Source organism: Cupriavidus sp. 05N39, from assembly GCF_056397325.1.
On sequence record NZ_JBFTNE010000438.1, the window covers coordinates 1 to 302 of the forward strand.

Genomic DNA, 302 nt, shown 5'->3' on the forward strand with positions numbered 1-302 from the left:
TATTGATCCTTGTATAAATGATGACATCACCACAACTCGGCCTGCTTCCAGCACGCGGCAATGATGTTGGCGCGTTGTTGTGCGCTGCGCAGCCGATTGCGGGCGGTCGTTTTGAGTTCGGTGAGCGAGTGTGGGCAGAAGTTGGCCAGGGCATGGCGCTTGAGCCAGGCCCAGAGATACTCCACTGGATTCAGGTCCGGGCTGTAGGGCGGGACAAAGGCCATCTGCACTGCCCCACCAGTGCTATCGAGGTAGTCGCGCACGATGCGACTCTTGTGCTGCGCTGCGCCGTCCCAGATGAT

Annotated in this window: 1 protein-coding gene; it reads right to left on the reverse strand. The window is 59.3% G+C overall.

Annotation, left to right across the window (positions count from 1 at the left end):
• Positions 1–26: 26 nt before the first annotated feature.
• Positions 27–302, reverse strand: a 276-nt coding sequence (locus AC1DN0_RS42085; protein ID WP_441639384.1) for a transposase, incomplete at its 5' end; no start/stop codon positions are given.